This is a genomic window from Mesorhizobium sp. WSM3879 (assembly GCF_002294915.1).
GTDB lineage: Bacteria > Pseudomonadota > Alphaproteobacteria > Rhizobiales > Rhizobiaceae > Mesorhizobium.
Genome location: NZ_NSFZ01000001.1, coordinates 36578 through 53709, shown reverse-complemented (window position 1 = coordinate 53709; position 17132 = coordinate 36578). Strand labels below are relative to the sequence as shown.

Here is a 17132-nt window from a genome sequence, read left to right as displayed (position 1 = left end):
TCGAAGCTCCGATGTGATTTGACCTGGCCGGGCCGTAGCCTAGTTTCGTTTCGACCCCTGGCGGGAGGAGTGGAGGAGACGGGCGATGCAGTTGCCGTTGAACCATATGCAGGGCGTCGTGCTGGCGGCGGCGTTGATGTTTGGCACTGCCGCCTATGCCCATCACGGCTGGTCGTGGACGCAGGACGAGTTCTTCGAGCTCAAGGGCAAGATCGCGGCGATCTATATCGGCAATCCGCATGCGACGCTGGACGTCGATGCGCAGGGCGAGGTGTGGCGGGTGGAGATGGCGCCGCCGGGCCGCACCATCGCCGCCGGCTTCACCGAGGAGGTCGCCAAGGTCGGCGACGCGGTAACCGCGATCGGCCATCGCTCGCGCGAGGAGGCGGAAAAGCGCATGAAGGCGGTGCGCATCATCGTCGGCGGCAAGCGCTACGACGTCTATCCCGACCGCCTGCCGCCGGCCTAGATGGCGGAGTTTCTGGCCGGCATCGAGCAGCTTGCCTTGGTGCGCGGGCTGAAAGCCTCCTTCATCGCCTATCCGATCGTCAATGCGCTGCACATCATGGCGGTCGGCGCGCTGCTCACCAGCGTCGGCCTCATGGATTTCAGCGTCCTCGGCGCCTTCCGCTCGCTGCCCCACGCGCCGTTCGTCGCGCTGCTGCGCCGCGTAGCCCTTGGGGCGTTTGGCGGGGCGATCATCACCGGGGCGGTGCTGTTTTCGGTAAAGGCGGGCACCTATGCGGCGATGCCGGTCTTCCTTGCCAAGATGACGCTGATCCTGCTGGCGGGGGCCAATTTCCTTGCCTTCACGCGCTTGACGCGCACGAGCGGCGTGGCCGAGTCGGCCGGGGGCATTGCGGCTGTCCTGGCCGTGATTTCGCTCGGCCTGTGGACCTGCGTGCTTTTCGCCGGCCGGTTCATAGGGTTTCTGTGAAGCAAACCCAGGAAGAGCCGGCTGCTGCTCCGATGTCCGGCGCGTTGCCGACCTTCTTCTTCATCTCCAGCGCCCAGGCGCGGCCTTCGTCGCCGCCCCACAGCAGCCAGGCGATGTAGCCGGCAGAGGGATTTTCCTCGTTGCCGTAGTTCTTGCCGCGCTTGTCGACCTCATGGCGGGCGAAATAGCTGACCATGCGGCGGATGGTCGAGGGTGAAAGGTTCTTGCGGTTCTTCAACTCCGTGGCCCTCGCGACGCCGATCTCGGTGCCGCCGCGGCCGAACTGCTTGCGCAGGCGCAGCCCCTTGGCGGCGTTGTCGGCGACCACCTGCGGGCAGCACAGGTCGATTTCGTCTTCGGAGATGTCACCCATCGCAGATTTTTAGCCTACGGGCAGAATGCGGGGAAGCGGGGTTCCGGAGTTGCTAATCGGTGCCGGTACCAAAATGCGCTGAGATGAACGGGCACGAAGTCGCGCTCTACGGCGCCCCCCTCTGTCCTGCCGGACATCTCCCCCACTTGGGGGGAAATTGGCAGCTTCGCCGCCTCGCCGATCCTGCACCGTTGGCGATTGGCGAAAGCCGCGATGACGGGTGATCTCCCCACTTGTGGGGGAGATGTCCGGCAGGACAGAGGGGGCGCCGTAGAGCGCAACGGCGGCGGCATCGCTCCAATATCTTGGAGAATTCCCGCAAGCTGGCTCTGTGGATGCGCTCGCCGCGAACTAAACTGCGCCTCTGTGAAAGCAGATTACCTAAACATCATGCCTTTAAATTGGTGATGTTCCTTACCCTGCCAAAGTTGCCCTTACCCAAAATACTCCTGCAGCGGCCGAACCTCGAGGTTTCCCGCGCGCAGCGCCGCGATCGCCTCGGCCACGGCCACAGCGCCCGACAGCGTCGTGTAGTAAGGCACCTTCTGCATCAGTGTCGCCCGCCGCAGCGACTTCGAATCCGACACTGCCTTCTGACCGTCGGTGGTGTTGAAGACGATCTGGACCTGACGGTTGCGGATGGCGTCTTCGATGTGGGGGCGGCCTTCGAGCACCTTGTTGATCTTTTCCGCGACCACGCCGTTCTCGGCGAGGAAGCGGGCGGTGCCGGAAGTGGCAAGCACCTTGAAGCCCTGCTCGGCGAGGCGTTTTACGGCGGGCAGAATCCCCTTCTTGTCTTCGTCGCGCACCGAGACGAACAGCGTGCCCGCGCGGGGGAGATCAACACCCGCCCCTAGCTGGCTCTTGGCGAAGGCCAGCGCAAAGTCGCGGTCGAGGCCCATGACCTCGCCGGTCGAGCGCATTTCCGGCCCGAGCAATATGTCGACGCCGGGGAAGCGGGCGAAGGGGAAGACGGCTTCCTTGACCGCGATATGGCCGGGATTTCGCGCGTCAGGCATGGCGCCGTAATGCGCGAAGGCGTTTTCCAGCGTCTCGCCGGCCATGATGCGGGCGGCGATTTTCGCAATGGGACGGCCGATGGTCTTGGCGACGAAGGGCACGGTGCGCGAGGCGCGGGGGTTGACCTCAAGCACATAGACCGTGCCGTCCTTGATGGCGTATTGCACGTTCATCAGGCCGCCGACATTGAGCGCCCGGGCAAGTGCGGCGGTCTGGCGTTCCAGCTCGTCGACGAGTTCCGGCTGCAGCGAATATACCGGCAACGAGCAGGCCGAGTCGCCCGAATGGATGCCGGCCTCCTCGATGTGCTCCAGGATGCCGGAGACGAAGGTTTCCTTGCCGTCGCAGAGGCAGTCGACATCGACCTCGGTGGCGCCGGTGAGATAGGTGTCGAACAAAAGCGGGTTCTTGCCGAGCAGCGTGTTGATCTGGCCGGTCTTGTCGGCCGGGTATTTCTGCTTGATGTCCTCCGGCACCAGGCCGGGCACGGTGTCGAGCAGATAGGTCTGCAGCATGCCTTCGTTGTAGATGATCTGCATGGCGCGGCCGCCGAGCACATAGGACGGGCGCACCACCAGCGGAAAGCCGAGCTCGGCAGCGACGAGGCGCGCCTGCTCGACCGAATAGGCAATGCCGTTCTTCGGCTGGGTGAGCCCGAGCTTGTGCAACAGCTTCTGGAAGCGGTCGCGATCTTCGGCAAGGTCGATCATGTCGGGCGAAGTGCCGAGGATCGGGATGCCGGCCTTCTCCAGCGCGTCGGCCAGCTTCAGCGGTGTCTGGCCGCCGAATTGGACGATGACGCCGACCAGTTCCCCGGAGGCCTGCTCGGCGCGCAGGATCTCCAGCACGTCCTCCGGCGTCAGCGGATCGAAATAGAGCCGGTCGGACGTGTCGTAGTCGGTCGACACGGTCTCCGGGTTGCAGTTGACCATGATCGCCTCGAAGCCGGCATCGCGCAGCGCAAAGGCGGCATGGCAGCAGCAATAGTCGAACTCGATGCCCTGGCCGATGCGGTTCGGGCCGCCGCCGAGGATGACGACCTTCTTGCGCGACGACACACGCGCCTCATTGGCGAGCTCGCCGGCGAAGGGCGTCTCATAGGTCGAGTACATATAGGCGGTCGGCGAGGCGAACTCGGCGGCGCAGGTGTCGATGCGTTTATAGACCGGATGAACGCCGAGCTTTTGCCTGGTCTTCTGAATGACTTCGGCGTCGGTTCTGGTCAGCGACGCGAGGCGTGCGTCGGAAAAGCCCATCGCCTTCAGCATGCGCAGGTTCGGCGCGTCCTGCGGCAGGCCGTGCTCGCGGATGCGCTCTTCCATGGCGATGATGCCGGCGATCTGCTCGAGGAACCACGGGTCGATCTTGCACATGGCGTGCACGTCTTCGAGCGAGGTACCCATGCGGATCGCCTGCGCCACCATGCGCAGCCGGTCGGGGGTCGGCGTGCCGAGCGCGGCGCGGATGGCATTGCGGTCGTCGACGTGGTCTGCCGAGCCAAGGCCGGGGATCTCGATCTCGTCGAGGCCGGTGAGGCCGGTTTCCAGTCCGCGCAGGGCCTTCTGCAGCGATTCCTGGAAGCTGCGACCGATGGCCATCACCTCACCCACCGACTTCATGGCGGTGGTCAGCACCGGCTCGGCGCCGGGGAATTTCTCGAAGGCAAAGCGCGGGATCTTGGTCACCACATAGTCGATCGACGGCTCGAACGAGGCCGGCGTCGCGCCGCCGGTGATGTCGTTCTCCAGCTCGTCCAGCGTGTAGCCGACGGCAAGCTTTGCCGCGACCTTGGCAATCGGGAAGCCGGTCGCCTTCGAGGCGAGCGCGGACGAGCGCGAGACGCGCGGGTTCATCTCGATCACCACCAGGCGGCCATCGGCCGGGTTGACGGCGAACTGCACATTGGAGCCGCCCGTCTCGACGCCGATCTCGCGCAGCACCGCGATCGAGGCGTTGCGCATCATCTGATACTCTTTGTCGGTCAAGGTCAGCGCCGGCGCGACGGTGATGGAATCGCCGGTGTGCACGCCCATCGGGTCGAGGTTCTCGATCGAGCAGATGATGATGCAGTTGTCCGCCTTGTCGCGGACCACTTCCATCTCGTACTCCTTCCAGCCGAGCACGCTTTCCTCGATCAGCACCTCGGTGGTCGGCGAGGCGTCGAGGCCGGACTGGACGATGTCGTAGAATTCGGCGCGGTTGTAGGCGATGCCGCCGCCGGTGCCGCCCATGGTGAAGGAGGGGCGGATGATCGCCGGCAGGCCGACATGGTCGAGCGCTTGCGCCGCGATCGCCATGGCGTGGCTGATATAGCGCTGCTTGCGGTCGCCTTCGCCGAGGTTCCAGCGCGTCTCCAGCGCGTCGAGCGCGGCATCGAGGTTTTCGGGGTTCTCGGCTTTGAGCGCGGCGCGCTCGGCCTCGTGGATCTTGCGGTCGGCGTCCTTGACCTCGGTGGCATTGGCCAGCATCGAGCGCGGCGTCTCCAGGCCGATCTTGCTCATCGCCTGGCGGAACAGCGCGCGGTCCTCGGCCTTGTCGATGGCATGCGCATCCGCGCCGATCATCTCGACATTGTAGCGGTCGAGCACACCCATGCGGCGCAGCGACAGCGCGGTGTTGAGCGCGGTCTGGCCGCCCATGGTGGGCAGCAGCGCGTCGGGGCGCTCCTTGGCGATGATCTTCGCCACCACTTCGGGCGTGATCGGTTCGATATAGGTGGCGTCGGCCAGCTCCGGATCGGTCATGATCGTGGCCGGGTTGGAGTTGACCAGGATGACGCGGAAACCCTCTTCCTTCAGCGCCTTGCAGGCCTGGGTCCCGGAATAGTCGAACTCGCATGCCTGGCCGATGACGATGGGGCCGGCCCCGATGATCAGGATCGACTTGATGTCGGTGCGTCTTGGCATGGTCTATGGATTCCGTTCGGCGAGCGGCTTGCACGAAAAACCGGGCGGGGAGGACCCGGCCGGTTGTGCTTGCGATTCTGGTATCAGGCTAGGAGGGCCTTATAGGGAAGAGTTTTGGCGGATGTAACCCCGAAAATGAGGGTTTGCGGGTTGGCGTGACGGAACAAACCAGGCGTCTCATTCCTTCGCGCCCCCCTCTGCCCTGCCGGGCATCTCCCCCCTCGAGGGGGGAGATTGGACGTCACGACTGCTTTCGCCAATTTTCGACGGTGAAGAAAAAGCGAGGCGCCAAAACAGCCGATGTCCCCCCAAGTGGGGGAGATGTCCGGCAGGACAGAGGGGGGGCGCTGTCCCGCCGGCGTCTTCAGCCTGTCAATTCCCCAGGGCCAGCTGATCCGTGATCTCAAAGCGCTCCGAAACGCCGATGCGGATCATGTTCAAGCTGCCTTCGCGGGTGAAGCGGAATTCGTCGGAGGAGTCCGAGCCGGCCGGCTTGCCGTCATGGAAGTGGATGATGCGCGTGCCGCCGTCCGGCCAGGTCACGGTCACGACGCTGTCGCCGGCCTCATGTGCGACGCTGATCTGGCAGCGGGTCATCGGCTGGCCGATCCGGCGCGCGCAGGGGATGCCGCCGGCGGCGTCTGGGGCAGGGGTGTCGGACTCCGTGATTGCCGAGGCGGCGAAGGCGAGGGTGTAAGCGTCCTGCATGGCGATCGCGCTGATATCGGCCGCGGATGGCGGAGCGGCCGGCTCGCTGCGGCCCAGGCGCGCGGCGATGTCCGGCTGCGGTTCTTCAGAGGGCTCGGGCGCGTTCGCTTCCTGTGGCGGGCCGGCGTCAGTTGCCGGCACGGCTGCATCCTCGGGCGCCGGGGCCGGGTTGTTCGGGCTGAGATAGCGGGCCGGCGCCCATCCAGTGATGTGCGCGTCCTGCGTGTCCTCGACCTTGCACCAGGGATAGTTTTTGACGGTTTTGCAGCCGTAGTTCTTCACGGCTGCGCCGTTGGGCAGGCGCGCCGCGATCTTTCCATCCGGGGAGGCGGTGGTGCGGATGTTGAGGAGATCGTCCGGGGCGAGGCCGCCGATGATCGAAATGATCGTGGCTGGCGCGTCCTGGGCCAAAGCCGGCACGGCGGCCAGCAGCAAAGGTGCGGCGATCAGCAATGTCGATCGGAGCGTGACTTTGCGCTTCATCCTTAATGCACTGCAGTCCTGGCGTTTCCGCTCAATCAGATATGAACTTCGTTCAACCCTGCATATGAGCTTCGCTCAATCCTTGTGAATCCGGTCCGCGGCGCGTGCGCCCATTCCGGCCGTCCCGCTGCTTCGGCCTGCTTTGCGGCAGCTTAATGGTCATAATCCACGGCGATCGCCTCGAAGCGGTCGCAGCGGCCGGGAGGCATCCATCTCGACGATGCCGTAGCGCGCATGCCGGCTGTCCTGCTCGGAGACATGCGCCGGCGGGAATGCGGATGAGCTCGCTGCGATGGCTATTGCCGCACAACGCGATCCGGCAGGCTGGAGGGCCAGCACGTTGCCATGGATATCGGCCAGAACGGCAATGCGCATCAGGCGTCGATCTCCGAATCGGCGGTGCCGACCGCTGGAAGCGCCTTGTCCTCGCCGGCGGCCGCGATCACGCTGTCGAGCAGGCCGGGAAAGCGCCTGTCGAGGTCGTCGCGGCGCAGGGTGATCAGCCGGCTGGTGCCGACCGCTTCGGTGCGCGTGACGCCCGCCTCGCGCAGCTTGGCGAGGTGGTAGCTGAGATTGGTCTTGGAGGCGAGGTCGAGGAACTTGCCGCAGTTCATCGGCACGCCTTCCTTGCTGGCGAGAAAGCGCACGATGGCCAGCCGGGTCGGGTCGCCAAGCACGGCAAGCACGATCGGCAGGCTGATCTGATCGGCGGTCGGATGAGGCAAGGTCATCGCTGAGAATTAAGCGCAAACGGCACCGACTTCAACGCGTCTCCTCTTCTTGCTTGGTTACACAGCTTCCCGGTTTCTACGCGTCCTGACACAGGGCTGTCAGGAGGGTTCGGCTAATTTGCCCAAGCGCCGTTGACATCATGGCCCTTCAGGTCCAATTGTTCAATAACTTTTGAACAAAGGACATATCCAATGGACAAGCGGATCTTCTGGCTTGCGCTCGGATCGTTTGCGATCTCGACCGAAGGCTTCGTCATCTCCAGCCTTCTTCCCGATATCGCTGCGGATGCCGGCATCTCCGTTCCGCTCGCCGGCTCGCTGATCACCGCTTTCGCGCTCGCCTATGCGATCGGCGCGCCGATCCTGGCGACGCTGACCGGCGAGTGGGACCGGCGGCGCGTCATCCTGTGGACGCTGGTGTTCTTCGTCATCGGCAATATTGTCGCGGCGCTAAGCTCGTCATTCGAATTGCTGCTCCTAGCACGCATCGTCATGGCGCTATCGTCCGGCCTGTTCGCGGCAACCGCGCAAGGCACCGCCGTGGCGCTGGTCGACGACCATCACAGGGCCCGCGCCATCGCGGTCGTGGTCGGCGGCACCACGGTGGCGGTCGCGGTCGGCGCGCCGCTCGGCGCGCTGGTGGCGGCGATTGCCGGCTGGCGCGGCACCTTCTTCGCCATTGCCGGCCTCGGCGCGCTTGCCGGGGCGATCCTGTGGTGGCGGCTGCCGCGCGGCATTGTCGGCACCAGGCTGCCGCTCAAGGCGCGGCTCGCGGCGGCGGTCCGTCCCGGCGTGTTGCCGATCCTGGTCACGACCGTGCTGGCGCTGGTCGGCGCCTTCACCGTCTTTGCCTTCATCGCGCCTCTGGCGATCGAGGGCGGCGGCCTCAGTCCGCTGGCGCTTCCCGGCATGCTGCTCGCATTCGGCGTTGGCGCCGTCATCGGCAACATCGCCGGCGGTCAGGCGGCGGACCGTTTCGGCGCGGCGCGCACGGTTTGCTGGTCGCTGGGGCTGAGCGCAGCGATGCTCGTTACCCTCTCGCTGATCCCGACCTTCCTGCCGCATTCGATCGCCGGGCCGGCGCTGATGGGCATGATGGTGCCGTGGGGCATCGTCGGCTGGGCCTTCCCGCCGGCCCAGGCGAGCCGGATCATCAAAATAGCGCCCGATGCCGCCCCGATCGTGCTCTCGCTCAACGCCTCGGCGCTCTATTTCGGCGTCGCGCTCGGCGCGGTGGTCGGCGGTGCGGTGCTGCGTTTCGGCGCGCCGGCCGATCTCGGGCTGGTCGCGGCGGTATTCCCGATCGGCGGGCTGGGTGTGGTGCTCGCGGGTCGCGCGCTCACTCGCCCGGTCGCCATGCCGGCGGAATAGACTTCGCAAACCTGAAGGACTTGCCGGCCTCAGGCTGGCCGCCACATCTGCAGGATGGAGGCGGCCAGCAGCAGGCCAAGCACGATGTTGAGCGCGCGCCATTGCCGCTCGGTTCGGAGCAAACGTGCCAGCAGCGTGCCGGCTACGCACCAGAGCGACAGCGAGACGGCCGCGGCAAGGCCGAACACGGCGCCGAGCAGCAATGCCAACTGCAAGGGGCCGTCGGCAAGCGCCGCGAAGGAAGCGGCCGCACCCAGGCCCATTGCCCAACCCTTGGGATTCATCCACTGAATGCCGGCGCCGCCGAAGAAGCTGTTCGGCCTAGCCATGCTCACGTCGAGCTTGGGCGGGCCGCTGCGGCCGATCCTGATCGCCAGCCAGATCAGATAGAGCGAGCCGGCGATCTTCATCGCAAGCTGGAGCGAGGGGACGGCGGCGATCAGCCCGGCCAGGCCGGCAGCACCCGCCGCCGCTACCGACGCCAGTCCCGCGGCGCTGCCGGCCATCAGCGGCAACGATCGGCGAAAGCCGAACTGCGCCCCGGATGCCGTCGACAGCGTCGTGGCGATGCCGGGCGTCGAGGTCGAGATCAACGCGAACAGGACAAGGGGGATGATGGTTTCGGACATCCAAGCCTCCACGGTGGAAGGAGCCTGCATGTTAGGCGCTCGGCGCTATCAGTAAATGCAATGTTGGATATGGTCTGCATTAGTGATTATAATGCAGCGATGTTCCGCGATCTCGACACCTCACTTGTCCGCACCTTCGTGACGACGGCCGACAAAGCCAGCATGACGGCCGCGGCCAACGCCCTCAACCTGACCCAGGGCGCCGTCAGCCAGCAGATCAAGCGGCTGGAGGAGATCCTTGGCCAGATGTTGTTCGAGCGCGACCGCCGCGGCTTGAGACTGACGCGTTCCGGCGAGCGGCTGCTCGACAAGGGCCGGCGTCTCTTGCGGCTCAATGACGAGATCCTGGCGGAGATAAGCGGCAAGGCGGTCGCCGGCGGGGTGCGGATCGGCGTGCCCTACGACCTTGTCGGCACATTGCTGCAACCTGTTTTGAAAACCTACGCCGAAGCCTATCCGCAGGTGGAGATTTCGCTGGTCTGCGCCTCTTCGCCGGAACTCGCGGCGGCGCTGGCGGCGGGGACAATCGACCTTGCGGTCATCGAGGAGCGGGCCGGTCCGACGGCCGGCGAATGCCTGGTGGTCGACCGGCTGGTCTGGGTCGGCGCCAAAGGCGGCTCCGCGCGCCTGAAGCGGCCTTTGCCGATCTCCATGGTCGCGGATACCTGCGCCTTCCGTCCGGCGGTGCTGGCGGCGCTCGGCACGCATGGGCTCGATTGGCGCACCGTGTTCGAGAACGGCAACATCGACGCAACGACCGCAACGGTACGGTCGGACCTTGCGGTGACCACCTGGCTCGCCTCGACGGTTCCGGCCGACCTCGACATCCTGTCCGACGCCGACTTACCGGCGCTGCCGAATTTTTCCGTCAACCTGCACCTGCCGAAGCATGCGGTCACGCCGACGGCAGAGGCATTCGCCACTCATATCCGCGAGGGTCTGGCGCGGCATCGCCAGGCAGCGTGAGCGACACTTTTCGTTCCTCGCCCCCGCTTTGGGGGCGAGGAACCTTGGCGCTACTTCCAGTTCTTGCGCCGTTCGAGCTCGGCTTCCGAAGGCTGCTCTGTCGCAAAAGATCCGGTCTTGACGTCGCCGCCACGTTCATAGGTCGCCATGATGACACCCGTGCTGGTGGTTTGCGACTTGATGAGCTTGAAGGCGGCGGGCATCGCGTCATCGCCGAACAGGCGCTTTCCCTTGCCCAGCAACAGCGGGAAGATCATCAACCGGATCTCGTCGATCAGCCCATTGGCGAGCAGGGTCTGGATCAGATTGCCCGAACCCTGGATGAGCAGATCGGGTCCGTCTTCCTGCTTGAGCTGCCTGAGCCTGGCAACGACGTCTGGTCCAAGCGGCTGCGTGTTCTGCCAGGTCAGGCTATCCGGCCGATGCGTCGCGACATATTTGGTCGCCGGGTTGAAGGCATCTGCGATCGAATCTTTCTGATACGGCCAATACGCGGCGAAGATGTCATAGGTTCTGCGGCCGAGCAGCAGGGCGAAGGGCTTGGAGAACAATTCGTCCATTGCCTCCCCCGCCACCTCGTCAAAGTAATGGAAGGTCCAGCCGCCGAATTGAAAGCCGCCGACCGGGTCTTCTTCCGGGCCGCCCGGAGCCTGCATGACGCCGTCGAGGCTGACGAATGTGGCGGCGATGATCTTGCGCATCTGTCTTCTCCTTTTCGTGATCCGCGCCGTCGCGGCCGGATTTCGGCCTAAGGACGGGCGACGAGCCTACGTTCCGACACAGGCTCCCGCAGATTTCTATCGTTCGCTGTCGGCGCGCATGGCGCGGGACGAGAACCAGACATCGCCGAACACGGCAGTGGCAGTGCGATCGGGCGCCTTGTCTTCGGTCAGCCAGATCGAGCGCGTGCGGCTGGCGCGTTCGCGAGTTGGCACTCTTGCCTCCGGGCCGGCGAGGGAGGCGCCGACGCAAGGGATGAACCAGGAACCCATGAAGGGCCTGCAGGCGAAACCCGCCTGCATGCGGGTGACCAGCACGGCGAGGCCGATACGCTGCGCCGGCCGCCAGGGGAAGATCAGCCGGCCGCCGGGCCTGAGCGCCCTCAGCCACGCAGGGGGCGGGGCAATGACGGCAGCATTGACATAGATGATGTCGGAGGGCGGCAGCGGGCCGGCGACAGCGTCGCCGGCAACGACCTCGACATTGCCATAGGCCGCGAGGTTCACCTTGGCTTGCGCGGCGAGATCCGCTTCGATCTCGAAGGCGGTGACGCTGCCGCCGGGCTCGACCAGCCTTGCCAGCAGCGCGGTATAGTAGCCGGTGCCGGCGCCGATATGGGTGACGGCTTCGCCGGGTTTCGGTTCGATCTTGCCGATCCACATGGCGTGCAGAACCGGTTCGCCGTTGTTGATGCCCTTGTCGGCATCGAGCACCACCAGCACGTTCTGGTAGATGTAGCTTGGATCGGCAGTCGGGGTTTTGAACGCTCCGTCGCCGGCAAAGACTGTCCAAGGTCCAGGGCCGAGAAAGGCCTCGCGCGGCACGGAGGCGAACGCCTCCTCGATGCGGGGATCGGCGGAGCGCGCATGCGCGGCCATCAGTTTGGCGTAGAATTTTCGGGCGTCGTCCGAAACGGTCATGCTTTTACAAGATAGCGCGGCCGGCCGGGATGTCGCGGCTCGAACTCAGCCGGCAAAAGTGTCGAAGAGCAGCTTGAAGTTGAGCACCAGGATGATCGCCGCGACTACCCAGGCGAGTGCGGCGACGCCGCGCGAGATGACGAAACTGCCCATCTTCTTCTTATCCGAGACGAACTGCACCAGCGGCACAACGGCGAAGGGCAACTGCATCGACAGGATGACCTGGCTGAAGACCAGGAGCTGGGCCGTGCCCTTTTCGCCGTAGAGCGCGGTGACGATCACGACGGGGACGATGGCAAGGCCGCGCGTCAGCAGGCGGCGCGCCCATTGCGGAATGCGCAGACGCAGGAAGCCTTCCATCACGATCTGGCCGGCAAGCGTGGCGGTGACCGTCGAGTTGAGCCCGGAGGCGAGCAGCGCGACCGCGAACAGGATCGAGGCGATGCTCAAGCCCAACAGCGGCGACAGCAATTCGAAAGCCTGACCGATCTCGGCGACATCCTGGTGCCCGGTGCCGTGGAAGGCCACTGCCGCGACGATCAGGATGGACGCGTTGACGAACAGCGCCAGGATCAGTGCGATGGTCGAGTCCGTAGTCGCCCACTTGATGGCATCGCGCTTGCCCGCATCGGTGCGCTCATAGGCGCGGGTCTGCACGATCGAGGAGTGCAGGTAGAGATTGTGCGGCATCACGGTGGCGCCGATGATGCCGATGGCGATGTAGAGCATCGTCGGGTTGGTGACGATCTCGGACGACGGCACGAACATCGAATGCAGGATTGTGCCGGCGGGCGGGGCGGCGACGAAGATCTGGATGGCGAAGCAGCCAAAGATGATGATCAGGAGCGCGACGACGAACGCCTCGAGATAACGGAAGCCCCTGTTCATGAGCAGCAGCACAAGGAAGGCGTCGAGCGCGGTGAGCACGGCGCCGCCGATCAGCGGGATGCCGAACAGGAGCTGCAGCGCAATCGCCGTGCCGATCACCTCGGCGAGGTCGCAGGCGATGATCGCCAGCTCGCAGGCGATCCAGAGCAGGAAATTTACCGGACGCGGATAATAGGCGCGGCAGGCCTGCGCGAGGTCGCGGCCGGTGGCGATGCCGAGGCGGGCGGCCAGCGCCTGCAACAGGATCGCCATCAGGTTCGACAGCATGATGATGAAAAGCAGCGTGTAGCCGAACTGGGCGCCGCCGGCGAGGTCTGTCGCCCAGTTGCCCGGGTCCATATAGCCGACCGAGACCATGTAGCCGGGACCCATGAAGGCGAACATGCGGCGGAACCAGAGACCGGTGTCGGGCACCCTGATCGAGGCATTGACCTCGCGCAGACTGGGCTGCTCAGTCTCATCGGAGCGGGCGAATTGCCACGAGGGGCGGGACACTGCTTCTGACATCGGGGGGGTCCGCTGGAAGGGTATCGAGGATCGCCAGTATGTATGCTAAGGCTGAACATTATGCAACAGGCTATACTTCATTGTTCAAGCTCTTGTGATGCACGCCGACAGGCGCCGCGTGCAGCAGCAAACGCCGGGTTGCGCCGGCCCTGGAATGCAAATAAACGGCCAGAGCACCACGCTCCGTGCTATGAGTGCGGAGCCGATTCAGCCATGAAGGAGCGCGTATTGGCGCTGAGGAACAGACCGGTTCGACGCGAAAAGCCGCTTCCTGATGCCGAAATCCATTCGGAAGGGTTCCGACAGACCCGCGAAGCGCGTCGCAGCGCGCTTGTCGAGGACTATGTCGAGCTGATCGCCGATCTGATCGAGGACGGAAACGAGGCCCGTCAGGTCGATATCGCGGCCAGGCTTGGCGTCGCGCAACCCACCGTGGCAAAAATGCTGACACGGCTCTGCGCCGATGGGCTGGTGTCCAGGAAACCCTATCGCGGGGTGTTTCTCACGGACGCCGGTCGCAAGGTGGCGCAGGAGAGCCGCATCCGTCACGAGACTGTCGAAGCCTTCCTGCGCTCGCTCGGTGTCAGCGCCGAGACGGCACGGATCGATGCCGAGGGCATCGAGCACCATGTCAGCGCCGAGACGCTGGATGCATTTCGCAGGGCGATGACGACACGCTGAGCCCCGCCAGCGTTAAACTTCCCGACCGACGAGTCGCTGGAACCGCCGAACGGTACGCACGTTGCTCCTGACGTTGCGCGATGATCGCGTGGAAGGGAGGAAGCGACGGGCGTTGAACAGGCACGGACCACGAAGGGCTAGCAAGCGGCCAACGGGTTGAGACAGGCGGCGGCTCGTGACGAGCGCAAAGACCGAGGCCGAAACCGGTCGAAACAAAAGCTCTGAATTCTCCTCCCATCTGGAGCCGGACGCGCGGTCTTTTGGTCAGCAAAAATGCTGTGACTCGGCGTGACCGTTGCGATAATTGTCTGAAGGGGGCGGTCTTAGGCCGGACCTTCCAGAACATCTGCATTGCGAGGAAGTTGCCATGCTTTGGAGAGGCCGCCGTCAGAGCGACAATATCGAGGACGAGCGCAGCGACAGCGGCGGCGGGTTCGGCGGTGGCGGTCCGCGGCAGTTCCGCGTTCCGATCGGGGGGCGAGCGGGCGGCGGCGGCAGCATCATCTTCGTCATTCTGGTGGTTCTCGCCGGATGGTATTTCGGCTTCGATCCATCGCAGATCCTGGGTGAAGGTGGTGGCCTTGTGCCGGGCGGCGGCGGCCAGATTACCGAAGACAGCAGTTCGCCGGACAGCGGCGCGCCCGCCTCGGACGAGATGAAACAGTTCGTGGCGACCGTGCTCGCCGAGACCGAGGACACATGGAGCGGTATCTTCAAGGCCAATGGCCTCACCTATGAGGACCCGAAACTGGTGCTGTTCAGCAGCCAGATCCGGTCGGCTTGCGGCTTTGCCTCTTCGGCGGCGGGACCGTTCTATTGCCCGGGCGATCACAAGGTCTATCTCGACATGACCTTCTTCCAGCAGCTCGACCAGCAGTTCGGCGCCTCGGGTGAATTCGCCCGCGCCTACGTGATCGCGCATGAGGTCGGCCATCACGTGCAGAACCTCACCGGCATCATGTCGAAATTCAACCAGATGCGGCAGGGCATGGGCGAGGCCGAGGCCAATCAGATGTCGGTCCGGGTCGAGCTTCAGGCAGACTGCTTCGCCGGTGTCTGGGCGCACTATACCGCGCAGAAGGGCATTCTGGAGCAGGGCGACATGGAAAGCGCGCTGAATGCCGCCAAGCAGATCGGCGACGACACGCTGCAGAAAAAAATGCAGGGCTATGTGGTTCCGGAAAGCTTCAACCACGGCACGTCGGCGCAGCGGCAGACCTGGCTGGCGCGCGGCTACAAGAGCGGCAAGCTTTCGGACTGCGATACATTCAATAATCCGGTCTGAACAGCGACGCAGGGCTGCGGCACCGCGGCGGGCTGCCGGGAACTGATGTCAGGATGAGGCAGTTGCGGTCGTTCGCTTATTGTTCCGGCCGGCTGTCTCGCCTATAAGAGCCTCCCGTCCAAGGCGGCCGAGGAGCTTGTCACCATGATCGACCCCAAGACCGCCAAGCGGGGCCTTGCGCTCGTTTTCACGACGCTGCTGCTCGACGTCATCGGCTTCGGCATCATCATGCCGGTGCTGCCGGCCTATCTGCAGGAGCTGACCGGCGCCGGCGTCAGCGAGGCGGCTATCGAGGGCGGCTGGCTGTTCTTCGTCTATGCGGCGATGCAGTTCTTCTTCGCGCCTGTCATCGGCGGCTTAAGCGACCGTTTCGGGCGGCGGCCGATCCTGCTTGCCTCGGTGCTCACCTTCTCCATCGACAATCTGATCTGCGCCATCGCCTGGTCCTATCCGATGCTATTCATCGGACGCGTGCTCGCCGGCATTTCCGGCGCCAGCTATTCGACGACGTCGGCCTTCATCGCCGACATCTCGAACGACGAGAACAGGGCCAAGAATTTCGGCCTGCTCGGCATTGCCTTCGGCGTCGGCTTCGTCATCGGCCCGGTGCTCGGCGGACTGCTCGGCACATTCGGGCCGCGCGTGCCGTTCTACTTCGCCGCCGGGCTCGCCTTGGTGAACTTCCTCATCGCGATGTTCTTGCTGCCGGAGACACTGGACGAGCAGCATCGTCGCCGCTTCGAATGGAAACGCGCCAATCCGGTCGGCACGCTCATCCAGATGCGCAACTATCCCGGCATTGGCTGGATCGGGCTGGTCTTCTTCCTGATGACGCTCGGCCACATGATGTATCCGGCGGTCTGGTCCTTCGTTTCAAGCTACCGTTATGGCTGGAATGAGCAGCAGATCGGCTTCTCGCTCGGCGCCTTCGGCCTATGCGGCGCGATCGTCATGGCGACGGTGCTGCCGCGTGTCATCCCGAAGCTCGGCGAGTGGAGGACGGCGGCGATCGGCCTTACCTTCACCGCGCTCAGCGCCTTCGGCTACGCGTTTGCGACGCAGGGCTGGATGATCTACGCGGTGATCGTCGCCGGCTGCCTGGAAGCGCTCGCCGACCCGCCATTGAGGAGCCTTGCGGCCGCCAAGGTGCCGCCTTCGGCGCAAGGCGAATTGCAGGGCGCGATGACCTCGATCTTCTCGATCACCTCGATCATCACGCCGCTGCTTTATACGGCGATCTTTTCCTGGTTCACCGGCCCAAGCGCGCCGGTTGAGTTCGGCGGCGCGCCCTATGTGCTCGGCGCGGTTTTCCTCACATTGGCGGTGATCGTCTTCGTGACGAAGGTGGCCAAGCCGACACCGAAGGAGGTCGAGCGCATGCACGCGCAGGAAGCGGCGACCGACGCGGCCTGAGAACGACTAAGGCTCGATCCATTCTCCGGGGATATCGAGCGCCTTCGCCAGCATTGCGCTGGTCTGCTCAGACGGCTTACGGCGATTGGATTCGAGGTCCGATAGGAAACCCTGGCTGACACCGATCGCCGCAGCCAGTTCGGCTTGGGTGAGCTTTCGCCAGTTGCGCAGCGCCTTTAGTCGACTGGAGCCGCGCAAGACATCCATGGTCACGTCCGCCGGTAGCGTCCTTTCGGTTTTGAGGTCGGCTTTTCGCTCGTCATAGATGGCGACATCCGCAGCATCTTCGAGAGCATGCAGCAACGCCTCGTAGTCCGCCTTGGGGATCACGACCAATTCCTCGCCGGTTGAGGTTTTGATGATTTGCGGGGCATTCATGACACTTGTCCCGTTATGACCTGCTGTAGGTTGTTGTCGTGCGTTTTCCTATGTAGATAGCTAGGATAGTAGCGCGATCCTCGTCGAATATAACTCGGTAGCGACCGATCCGCAGCCTGTAGCCATCTCTGCCAGCCAAGCGCTTTACATCTCCTCGACCGCTTATCGCGTAATCTACCAAGCCCTCGGATACTTGGTTCCGAACGTCAGCGGGTA

17 protein-coding genes are annotated in these 17132 nt (G+C 64.6%); 7 read left to right on the top strand and 10 right to left on the bottom strand.

Going from position 1 to position 17132, the window contains the following annotated elements; translation table 11 throughout:
- Positions 1-85 precede the first annotated feature (85 nt).
- The gene (locus tag CK218_RS00275) at positions 86-469 is read left to right on the top strand and encodes a DUF6152 family protein (RefSeq protein ID WP_095826538.1); all 384 of its coding nucleotides are present in this window, start codon (positions 86-88) and stop codon (positions 467-469) included.
- On the top strand, positions 470-937 hold the full coding sequence (locus tag CK218_RS00270; protein WP_095826537.1) for a hypothetical protein: 468 nt from the start codon (positions 470-472) through the stop codon (positions 935-937).
- On the opposite strand, the gene CK218_RS00265 is transcribed toward CK218_RS00270, so the two are convergent.
- The 5 genes from CK218_RS00265 to CK218_RS00240 form a co-directional block, all read right to left on the bottom strand.
- The gene (locus CK218_RS00265) at positions 921-1310 is read right to left on the bottom strand and encodes a hypothetical protein (RefSeq protein WP_179294409.1); all 390 of its coding nucleotides are present in this window, start codon (positions 1308-1310) and stop codon (positions 921-923) included. The two genes, CK218_RS00270 and CK218_RS00265, sit on opposite strands and share 17 nt — an antisense overlap.
- Positions 1311-1744: 434 nt before the next feature.
- Complete coding sequence (carB, locus tag CK218_RS00255; protein WP_095826536.1) at positions 1745-5236, bottom strand: carbamoyl-phosphate synthase large subunit; 3492 nt, start codon at positions 5234-5236, stop codon at positions 1745-1747.
- A 372-nt stretch (positions 5237-5608) separates the two neighbouring features.
- Positions 5609-6397: an SH3 domain-containing protein gene (locus tag CK218_RS00250; RefSeq protein WP_348628706.1), complete on the bottom strand. Its 789-nt coding sequence runs from the start codon at positions 6395-6397 to the stop codon at positions 5609-5611.
- 189 nt (positions 6398-6586) lie between these two features.
- Positions 6587-6802: a hypothetical protein gene (locus CK218_RS31010; RefSeq protein ID WP_245434826.1), complete on the bottom strand. Its 216-nt coding sequence runs from the start codon at positions 6800-6802 to the stop codon at positions 6587-6589.
- The gene (locus tag CK218_RS00240; protein ID WP_095826534.1) at positions 6802-7158 is read right to left on the bottom strand and encodes a helix-turn-helix transcriptional regulator; all 357 of its coding nucleotides are present in this window, start codon (positions 7156-7158) and stop codon (positions 6802-6804) included. Before CK218_RS00240 ends, CK218_RS31010 begins: the two co-directional genes overlap by 1 nt.
- 192 nt (positions 7159-7350) lie before the next feature.
- Here CK218_RS00240 and CK218_RS00235 point away from each other — a divergent pair, with 192 nt between their 5' ends.
- Positions 7351-8529: an MFS transporter gene (locus CK218_RS00235; protein ID WP_095779710.1), complete on the top strand. Its 1179-nt coding sequence runs from the start codon at positions 7351-7353 to the stop codon at positions 8527-8529.
- 29 nt (positions 8530-8558) lie between these two features.
- Here the strand turns inward: CK218_RS00235 and CK218_RS00230 are convergent, their stop codons facing one another.
- Positions 8559-9158 carry a LysE family translocator gene (locus CK218_RS00230; protein ID WP_095826840.1) on the bottom strand — a complete coding sequence of 200 codons (600 nt, stop codon included), beginning with the start codon at positions 9156-9158 and terminating at the stop codon, positions 8559-8561.
- Between the two features lie 99 nt (positions 9159-9257).
- On the opposite strand from CK218_RS00230, the gene CK218_RS00225 reads away from it, so the two are divergent.
- Positions 9258-10124, top strand: a complete 867-nt coding sequence (locus CK218_RS00225) for a LysR substrate-binding domain-containing protein (protein WP_082980449.1) — start codon at positions 9258-9260, stop codon at positions 10122-10124.
- Positions 10125-10174: 50 nt separating this feature from the next.
- On the opposite strand, the gene CK218_RS00220 is transcribed toward CK218_RS00225, so the two are convergent.
- The 3 genes from CK218_RS00220 to CK218_RS00210 all read right to left on the bottom strand — a co-directional run bounded on the left by CK218_RS00220 (position 10175) and on the right by CK218_RS00210 (position 13159).
- The gene (locus CK218_RS00220) at positions 10175-10825 is read right to left on the bottom strand and encodes a dihydrofolate reductase family protein (RefSeq protein WP_066994573.1); all 651 of its coding nucleotides are present in this window, start codon (positions 10823-10825) and stop codon (positions 10175-10177) included.
- Between the two features lie 96 nt (positions 10826-10921).
- Complete coding sequence (locus CK218_RS00215) at positions 10922-11764, bottom strand: protein-L-isoaspartate O-methyltransferase (protein ID WP_095826533.1); 843 nt, start codon at positions 11762-11764, stop codon at positions 10922-10924.
- Between the two features lie 45 nt (positions 11765-11809).
- Positions 11810-13159 (bottom strand): Nramp family divalent metal transporter, encoded by a 1350-nt coding sequence (locus CK218_RS00210; protein ID WP_095826532.1) that lies wholly within the window; start codon positions 13157-13159, stop codon positions 11810-11812.
- A 228-nt stretch (positions 13160-13387) separates the two neighbouring features.
- Here CK218_RS00210 and mntR point away from each other — a divergent pair, with 228 nt between their 5' ends.
- The 3 genes from mntR to CK218_RS00195 all read left to right on the top strand — a co-directional run bounded on the left by mntR (position 13388) and on the right by CK218_RS00195 (position 16538).
- Entirely contained in the window at positions 13388-13840 is a 453-nt protein-coding gene (gene mntR, locus CK218_RS00205; protein ID WP_066994948.1) for a manganese-binding transcriptional regulator MntR, read from the top strand.
- A 367-nt stretch (positions 13841-14207) separates the two neighbouring features.
- Positions 14208-15125 (top strand): neutral zinc metallopeptidase, encoded by a 918-nt coding sequence (locus CK218_RS00200; protein ID WP_067326758.1) that lies wholly within the window; start codon positions 14208-14210, stop codon positions 15123-15125.
- A gap of 144 nt (positions 15126-15269) precedes the next feature.
- The gene (locus CK218_RS00195; RefSeq protein ID WP_066994589.1) at positions 15270-16538 is read left to right on the top strand and encodes a TCR/Tet family MFS transporter; all 1269 of its coding nucleotides are present in this window, start codon (positions 15270-15272) and stop codon (positions 16536-16538) included.
- Positions 16539-16544: 6 nt separating this feature from the next.
- Here the strand turns inward: CK218_RS00195 and CK218_RS00190 are convergent, their stop codons facing one another.
- Positions 16545-16916, bottom strand: a complete 372-nt coding sequence (locus CK218_RS00190; RefSeq protein WP_095826531.1) for a helix-turn-helix domain-containing protein — start codon at positions 16914-16916, stop codon at positions 16545-16547.
- Between the last annotated feature and the right edge of the window lie 216 nt (positions 16917-17132).

What these genes read in the sequence shown, in the direction of transcription:
- CK218_RS00275 (WP_095826538.1), top strand. Translation starts at nt 86, where the DNA reads ATGCAGTTGCCGTTGAACCATATGCAGGGCGTCGTGCTGGCGGCGGCG.
- CK218_RS00270 (WP_095826537.1), top strand. Translation starts at nt 470, where the DNA reads ATGGCGGAGTTTCTGGCCGGCATCGAGCAGCTTGCCTTGGTGCGCGGG.
- CK218_RS00265 (WP_179294409.1), bottom strand. Translation starts at nt 1,310, where the DNA reads ATGGGTGACATCTCCGAAGACGAAATCGACCTGTGCTGCCCGCAGGTG.
- carB (WP_095826536.1), bottom strand. Translation starts at nt 5,236, where the DNA reads ATGCCAAGACGCACCGACATCAAGTCGATCCTGATCATCGGGGCCGGC.
- CK218_RS31010 (WP_245434826.1), bottom strand. Translation starts at nt 6,802, where the DNA reads ATGCGCATTGCCGTTCTGGCCGATATCCATGGCAACGTGCTGGCCCTC.
- CK218_RS00240 (WP_095826534.1), bottom strand. Translation starts at nt 7,158, where the DNA reads ATGACCTTGCCTCATCCGACCGCCGATCAGATCAGCCTGCCGATCGTG.
- CK218_RS00235 (WP_095779710.1), top strand. Translation starts at nt 7,351, where the DNA reads ATGGACAAGCGGATCTTCTGGCTTGCGCTCGGATCGTTTGCGATCTCG.
- CK218_RS00230 (WP_095826840.1), bottom strand. Translation starts at nt 9,158, where the DNA reads ATGTCCGAAACCATCATCCCCCTTGTCCTGTTCGCGTTGATCTCGACC.
- CK218_RS00225 (WP_082980449.1), top strand. Translation starts at nt 9,258, where the DNA reads ATGTTCCGCGATCTCGACACCTCACTTGTCCGCACCTTCGTGACGACG.
- CK218_RS00220 (WP_066994573.1), bottom strand. Translation starts at nt 10,825, where the DNA reads ATGCGCAAGATCATCGCCGCCACATTCGTCAGCCTCGACGGCGTCATG.
- CK218_RS00215 (WP_095826533.1), bottom strand. Translation starts at nt 11,764, where the DNA reads ATGACCGTTTCGGACGACGCCCGAAAATTCTACGCCAAACTGATGGCC.
- CK218_RS00210 (WP_095826532.1), bottom strand. Translation starts at nt 13,159, where the DNA reads ATGTCAGAAGCAGTGTCCCGCCCCTCGTGGCAATTCGCCCGCTCCGAT.
- CK218_RS00200 (WP_067326758.1), top strand. Translation starts at nt 14,208, where the DNA reads ATGCTTTGGAGAGGCCGCCGTCAGAGCGACAATATCGAGGACGAGCGC.
- CK218_RS00195 (WP_066994589.1), top strand. Translation starts at nt 15,270, where the DNA reads ATGATCGACCCCAAGACCGCCAAGCGGGGCCTTGCGCTCGTTTTCACG.
- CK218_RS00190 (WP_095826531.1), bottom strand. Translation starts at nt 16,916, where the DNA reads ATGAATGCCCCGCAAATCATCAAAACCTCAACCGGCGAGGAATTGGTC.